Consider the following 6,581-nt stretch of genomic DNA (forward strand, 5'->3'; position numbering starts at 1 on the left):
CATGGTGCGAATGCTCGTCACCACCATCAGCATCACCCACAAACGTCATGCTCATCTCCTAAACCAGGAGACGCCTCCTCACGCGCTCGCCCGCTGCCGTCCATGTGGGGCGCTCGCAGCGCTAACGAACGTCCGGCAGATCGATACGCTGCTTCTATAGCAAAAGCTCGGGATGGCGATGTCGATACCCGGCTTGCCGTTCGCTAAGGGCCTTGCCTTTGCGCAACTTGAGCGTCCAGCGCGCGTCCGTGTCCTTTTGCGCGGCCCGGGCAGGTTCGTCAGGCCAGATCTCGTTGGCAGTCTTGCCCGCCTTGATCGCTTCCTTCTCAGGCGCCGTATTGCGCTGCTTGGGCGCAGCCACCAGGGTCGCATCGACGATCTGGCCACCCATCGCAAGGTAGCCGCGCTCCTTGAGCTGCCAGTCGAAGTCGGCGAACACCACCTCGAGCGCACCGGCTTGGGTTAGCTTCTCACAAAACAGTCGGATCGTGTTGGCGTCGGGTGTCGATGCGCCAAGATCGAAACCCAGGAACCGCAGCCCGGTCACGGATCAGATATCCCTTCGCGCATCGGCAACATTGTTCTGTGCGGCCAGCACCAGAACCTTGAGCATCGCTACAGGGTCGTAGGGCTGCCGGCCGCCCTTGACTCCATCGCCATAGGCCAGCGCCGCTACCAAAACCGGGCGAAATGCCTCGAAGTCGACGATCCGGCCGAGCTCCTCGATAGGATCGCCGTAAGCCGAAAGGCGCTCCAGATGATCCGATAAGGCGTTGGATTGGTGCCGCCCCTGACGATGAATGCCGCACGCGCACGCGCCTGCTGGTTCCGGTAACCGACCATAGTTCGATTCTCTTGTTGAAGCCTCCGCGACCGGGGGCGGTGTTCTGCGCGAGCGAAGCGTCAGCAGCCGTTCAGGATATTTGTGAGAGCCAGTCCCGCAAGGTGCCGGAGGCTGCATGCGAATTCAGTTGGTTATCACGAAAGGTAGCGCAATCATCGGCTTGGCAGCCGCTCTGTGGGTGCTTCTCGCAGCGGGTTATCTCGGGATCTTCGGATCGCCCCATCTTGGACTCGGGATCCGTCAGCGGTCTGCTGAACGGCTCGAACATCGTTTTCACGAACATTCCAATGCAGCTCAAAGCCGCAGTTCGTCTGACGGAAGGCTTGCTGGCTGAACTCCTTGTAACGCTATTAGATCCGCGACTTCTTCGTCTCGGCCTTGATCTCCTTCACGACGGGGCCGAGCGCGGTAACTGCATCGATGACGAGGCTAGGGTTCTTCTTGGCGACCTTAACCGCTGCACCGAGCAGCTTGCCGACATTGATCTTCATGCTTGTTCTCCTCGCCTGCGGGCGGATTAGGACTGTTGATGGGGGTGGAGCTCGAGAGCGCAGTCGCGAGATCGCTGCGATCCGCGTGCTCCCAGATCGACTTGATCACGCCGATGACTTCGCGGAACGACAGCAGCAGGGCCCTGAACATGCCGGCGTCGACCACTGGCACCTTGCCATCCGGCGTGACCTTCGCGATCATGCCGTCGAAGGTATGGGTAATCAGCGCCAGGATGGTGGTGGCGAGCAGCGACATCGCGATGATTCCGCCGAGTTGGACTGCGCGGCTCATCCCTTGCGCCCCCCCGACGCTACCATGTTCAGGGCGCGTGGAGCTGGCCAACCCAGCTTGTGAATACGAGCGCAAATTCGCGCATACGGAAGGCGCTGTCTTTCGCACCACTCGGCAAGGGAGCGGGTCTCGCCTCCTATCGTGATGCGGTGGGTCGCTCGCCGATTGCGGGCCTGCTGCCTTCCGATGATCCACCTGCAATTACCCGGATCGTAGTTGCCGTCGTTGTCCACGCGCTCATTGGTGAGGTGGTAGGCGTATGCTCCCGCGAGTGCCCAAGCCCGGAAGGTAGGATAGTCCTCCCACTCGGCGCACATCCGGATGCCTCGGCCGCCATATTTCGGATTGTTGGCGTCGCTGCACCGCTTCTTGATGCCGCGCAAGATATTGTAGAGCCGCGTGCCCGTTCTACCATCGATGTAGCGGTTCCGACACGTGTCAGCGCTCCGCCAGCCCCATGAGCAGCGCGGCGAACAGCGTCGCCCACTTATCGATGCGGTGATCAGGCGGCGAAAAGCTCATGGCGATGAAACCTGCTGCCGACGAGAAGCATAGGCCCATGGCGAGTACAGGCAGCGGGATCGTCACTCCTGCCGCTTTCATGAACTCTCCGGACAGACCTGGCGCCGCGGGCGCGATGATGCCGGCACCGGCAGTTGCTGCAGTCGAGGCAAGGGAACTCAGCTTCATGCAACCCCCCGCTCACGGATTTTGCGCCAGAAAGCGCAGCAGCAGCTTCATCTGCGGCGTGTCCTCACCGGTCTGGTAGTTGCTCGGGTCGAGACGGTAGGCATAGGTCGAACCCCGGCGCCGAGCGCCGCCCCACCTCGTCCAGCCTATGCAGTTCGGGTGGTCCCGCAGCTTCGCGTACGCCGCCGGCAGCACGAATTGGCAAACTGCATCGAGGCCGCTGCCGGCCTGCTCCCCGATGAAGATCTCACGATCGCCAACTGCGGCCCAGCTAAGAGGAGGGTCCAAGCGGTTTTGCGCACCGGCAACACAGCTGGCATCGGTGCCGCTGGCGTCCGCATCGTAGTAGGAGTGCGGCGAAAAAGCGATGTTGCCAGCCGGACCATACAGGCGATCAAAGGCTGCGGCCTGGCCGTTGCTCACCCAGTTGCGCGAGGATGAGAACGACGCGCCCTCGATCAGGATTTTTCCGGCGCAGTTGGTGCGCGAGCGGACTGCATTGACGATCCACTGCATGTTGTCGGACGTGCGCTGCGGCGTGGCGCGGTCGCGCCTTTCGCCATGGCGTATATCGCGCAGGTGGCATTCGGCCGCGTGCCGGACCAACTCGCCGCAGGTGAACAGCTTGCCGTCTACCGCCGCCTTTGCCCATGCTGTGGTCGGATCAAGGTCCGACAGAAAGCGGTTAGCCACGGCTCTTGAGGTAACCGCCGCCGGTGGTCCGCGTCGCCTTCTTCGCGACCTTGCCCCCGTTCTTCCGGTCTCGCGGATAGATGCGAAGCTCCTTCTCCAGCGCCGCAGCCGTGGCCGCGGCATTCTGCATTGTCGTCCACCACGGATTGTAGGTGGGCACCTTCGTTTTGGGTGCCGGCACGACCGGGCCAACCTTGAGGACCGCCTTCGCCGAGATGTCGAACGTGACATACGCGACGATGAGGCGCTGGATCGCGTGCGTGTTCACGACGGCCAGCTTCTCAGCACCACGCATCTCGCTGATAACCCGCTGCCGATGCTCGGAAGCCGGGTCCCGATCAGCCTTTCGCCCGAAGTAGCGGCTCCAGTTCGGCTCCGCCGGGACGCCATCGCCTCCCGTGATCTCGACCAGATCGGCCATAGACACTCTCCCGGGCAACCGGGCCGAAAACCCTACCCCTCAAAGTCTGATCTCGGTGCGCACGGAGGGCGCTGTCCGGTCTAGGTGTTTAGTCCCAGCGTGTGATGGTGTAAGGTTGTCCACATCACAGAGGGGGGAGCTATGGGCCAGGTTCTCCACGGCAGCGCCAAGACCACGCACGCCATACGAGCGGAGCTACAGCGATCGGAAGCTTCGGTCGCGAGCCTCGCAAGGCGGTGTGGGATCAACGAGAAGACAGTGCTGAAATGGCGCAAGCGGCATTCGGTCGAAGACATGCCGATGGGTCCCAAGGAGCGGCGCAGCAGTGTGCTTTCGCCTATGGAGGAAGCAGCGATTGTGGCGTTGCGCGTCCAGGCGAGGCTGCCGCTCGATGACGTTTACATCACCTTGAAGGACGTGATCCCTCAACTCAGTCGATCGTCGTTGCATCGCTGCCTGCAACGGCATGAGATCAGCCGACTACCCAAGGCCGACCGTGAAAAGCCAAAGAAGTTCAAGGCTTACGAGATCGGCTACTTTCATATCGACATCGCCGAGCTTCGCTATGAGGGTGGCAAGGCGTACCTGTATGTCGCCGTGGACCGTACTTCCAAGCTGTTTTTCGCCCGCATTTATCGCAAGGCGACGAAGCTGGTCGCCGCCGGCTTCCTGAAGGCCTTGATCAAGACCGTACCTTACAAAATCCATACTGTGCTGACCGATAACGGCGTCCAGTTCGTGCAACTGGAGCGGCGCTCGAAGCTGACCTTCCCGCACATCTTCGGACGCGTCTGCCAGGAAGCCGGCATCGAGCACCGTCTGACCAAGCCCTATCACCCATGGACCAACGGACAGGCCGAACGGATGGTGAGAACCATCAAGGAGGCTACCGTGAAGTCGTTCCACTACGCCTCGATTGCCGAACTGCGACGGCACGTCCACGACTGGCTGGTCGCCTACAACTTTGCCAAGCAACTCAAGGCCATCCGGTTCAAGACACCCTGCGAAGCCATCGAGGAGCTCTGGAAATCAAAGCCCGACATCTTTAACGTCAAGCCAACCCATCACATCCTGGGACTAAACACCGAGGGGCGCGATCCCCTCAGACTTTCGACCGGGGACCGGGGGGTGGGGCTGTTCAGGTCCGCAGCACTGTTGATTAACGGCGAAAAACACTTTGGTTAATCCCACTTAATGCTGAATGGTGAACAAACAGCCTTCGCGCATTAAGAACTTCACGGGTTGTTTAGATTTTGGTCGTACCCAGAACGAGCCTCGGCAGTTCTCCCCCCGGGCACTGAGGCGTTTATCGGATGAAGGCCGTAGGTTCTCCTGGACCTGCGGCCTTCTCATTTGGCGAAGCAACGGGATGTTAAGCAGCACGGGTTAGTTTAGCCACATAGCCCGGGGGGGTTGAGCGTCGGGCCGCGGGTTTATCCTGCGGCCCTTCTGCTCTCTGCGGCGCGCTCACGACTTCTTGTTGCACGGATGCGCAGGATCGAGCGGCCTGCCGTCCCGTGCCATGCACTATGCCGCTCCGCTCCTCTCGCTGGACTTCGCCATTGTGGCAGGGAGCGCACACCGGCTCTCAGTTCTTGCGGTCCCAAAAGAGCTTGAGGTCGCCGCGGTGGGGCGTGCGGTGGTTCACGACCGTGGCCGGTACAGCCCTGCCTTTAGCCTCACAGCCGATGCACAGCGGGTTGGCGTCAAGGAAGGCGACACGGGCCTTCTTCCACTTGCGCCCATAGCCGCGCTCAGATGATGAGCGCTTGTCGCTGCGCCAGCTCGGCACGGGCATCTTCGTGCTTTCGAGTATGAAACCGTATCATGGAAGCAGCCATCCGCGCCCCGTCCACTTGATTAACATGCGGGTGCCTTGGCGAGAACGATCAACTTGACCGCAATCGCCCTTAGACTAACGATCACCTGAGTCAGGATCAGGCGGGCGTCTCAAGATGGAATTAACCAAGCTACTCGCGTATGCTTTCTCGGACATAACCAAGTGGATCGGCGGTCATCCGATGATGTCTGGGGCGATCGCCACCCTAGTTATGGCTCTATTCGCACTATACGTCCGAAGAATGGCGCGGGATGCCCGCTGACGGTCGACCCGAAGTAATAATATGCCATGCGCTTCATCTATGCTTGAGTTGGAGCGATCACTCGGGTTCGGACCGAGACGATCAGCTTGCAAGGCCGAGGCCCCACCGCTGAACGATAGTCGCGAACCCAGGCCCTGCTTCGCCACGGCGGCCATAACCCTGTAACATCCGGCAATCTCAGGAGCGAATTGAACCGCAGACTGCGGAGCGATTCAGATGACGCATATTGCAGCACCAGAATTTCAGGACAGAATGGTACGAAGGTACTACGCGATGAGCGCAGTCTCATATTGGTACGATGCCGTACAAACAACGGCTGTTCGTCGAGTAGTCAACTTGATGTACGGTCCCGGTGCGACCCGAAGGACTCGTAAGAGTCTTTTCCAACTATGCGGCGGCGATCCTCCTAGCCTCGGATCGTCGCCGTTTCTTTATTCCATGATCCAAGCGCTTACCGGAAGAAACGACAGTATGCCGAAGTGCCCCAAAGACACTTCGAGTTGATCTCTCCTGCTAAGCCTCGCTTGAGGTGCCTCAAGCTTGTGCCCAGTTCGGCGACAGGGCTGACGCTTAACTACCCCTCAACCTGAACGGCTTATGCGAGGCACGAGGAGATCGCCCGTGTACCAAGTCGAGGTCCTACGCGAAGACAAGTGGTGCCCAGCTGGTGCGCACGTGCGCGAACCGCATGCTATCGAGAATGCGCAGAACTTAAAGGCGAGCGGGCCCGAAGTGCGGCAAGTACGTGTGCTCGATCTCGCTGGCTGGGTGCTTTACTCACGCTAGTGCATGCTTCCGCACACCGACTGAAGCGAGGCTTCGTCCGGGTGGTGGCAAGGGCAGCTCTCCCTTTCGGGCGTCAGACCAATTAGCTCGCCATGCTGCTCCTGGCAGCGCGCCGGTTAAGGCACGCGAGCTTGTACATGAACATGGTGTAATCGCTGGGAGCGGTCCACCACTGCGCGATCGGTGCTGAGGCAGGTGGTTGTTCCCCGGTACGATGAAGAACGGGCTCTCGATTGGTGACCGGGCCCAGCATCAGCGGAGA

10 protein-coding genes and 1 tRNA gene are annotated in these 6,581 nt (G+C 60.5%); 1 reads left to right on the forward strand and 10 read right to left on the reverse strand.

Annotated features, from left to right (window positions below):
- Window positions 1–154: 154 nt before the first annotated feature.
- The 7 genes from GV044_RS21945 to GV044_RS19120 form a co-directional block, all read right to left on the reverse strand.
- On the reverse strand, window positions 155–547 hold the full coding sequence (locus GV044_RS21945; protein WP_201299162.1) for a transposase: 393 nt from the start codon (window positions 545–547) through the stop codon (window positions 155–157).
- 3 nt (window positions 548–550) lie between these two features.
- Window positions 551–961, reverse strand: a complete 411-nt coding sequence (locus GV044_RS21950) for a hypothetical protein (RefSeq protein ID WP_201299163.1) — start codon at window positions 959–961, stop codon at window positions 551–553.
- A 233-nt stretch (window positions 962–1,194) separates the two neighbouring features.
- Entirely contained in the window at window positions 1,195–1,335 is a 141-nt protein-coding gene (locus GV044_RS19100; RefSeq protein WP_159873906.1) for a hypothetical protein, read from the reverse strand.
- Complete coding sequence (locus GV044_RS19105) at window positions 1,295–1,627, reverse strand: hypothetical protein (RefSeq protein WP_159873908.1); 333 nt, start codon at window positions 1,625–1,627, stop codon at window positions 1,295–1,297. The genes GV044_RS19100 and GV044_RS19105 overlap by 41 nt, the downstream gene beginning before the upstream one ends.
- A gap of 438 nt (window positions 1,628–2,065) precedes the next feature.
- Window positions 2,066–2,317 carry a hypothetical protein gene (locus GV044_RS19110; RefSeq protein ID WP_159873910.1) on the reverse strand — a complete coding sequence of 84 codons (252 nt, stop codon included), beginning with the start codon at window positions 2,315–2,317 and terminating at the stop codon, window positions 2,066–2,068.
- A 12-nt stretch (window positions 2,318–2,329) separates the two neighbouring features.
- Entirely contained in the window at window positions 2,330–3,010 is a 681-nt protein-coding gene (locus GV044_RS19115; protein ID WP_159873912.1) for a cellulase family glycosylhydrolase, read from the reverse strand.
- Window positions 3,003–3,431, reverse strand: a complete 429-nt coding sequence (locus GV044_RS19120; protein ID WP_159873914.1) for a P27 family phage terminase small subunit — start codon at window positions 3,429–3,431, stop codon at window positions 3,003–3,005. The genes GV044_RS19115 and GV044_RS19120 overlap by 8 nt, the downstream gene beginning before the upstream one ends.
- 141 nt (window positions 3,432–3,572) lie before the next feature.
- On the opposite strand from GV044_RS19120, the gene GV044_RS19125 reads away from it, so the two are divergent.
- Window positions 3,573–4,616, forward strand: a complete 1,044-nt coding sequence (locus tag GV044_RS19125) for an IS481 family transposase (protein WP_236555107.1) — start codon at window positions 3,573–3,575, stop codon at window positions 4,614–4,616.
- Window positions 4,617–5,019: 403 nt separating this feature from the next.
- Here GV044_RS19125 and GV044_RS22380 read toward each other — a convergent pair whose 3' ends face one another.
- The 3 genes from GV044_RS22380 to GV044_RS22385 all read right to left on the reverse strand — a co-directional run.
- Window positions 5,020–5,229 carry a hypothetical protein gene (locus GV044_RS22380; RefSeq protein WP_236555108.1) on the reverse strand — a complete coding sequence of 70 codons (210 nt, stop codon included), beginning with the start codon at window positions 5,227–5,229 and terminating at the stop codon, window positions 5,020–5,022.
- Window positions 5,230–5,582: 353 nt separating this feature from the next.
- Window positions 5,583–5,656 (reverse strand) — tRNA-Ala (locus GV044_RS19135).
- Between the two features lie 745 nt (window positions 5,657–6,401).
- Window positions 6,402–6,581, reverse strand: a 180-nt coding sequence (locus GV044_RS22385; RefSeq protein WP_236555109.1) for a hypothetical protein, incomplete at its 5' end; no start/stop codon positions are given.

It is taken from the genome of Novosphingobium sp. 9U, assembly GCF_902506425.1.
Taxonomy (GTDB): domain Bacteria; phylum Pseudomonadota; class Alphaproteobacteria; order Sphingomonadales; family Sphingomonadaceae; genus Novosphingobium.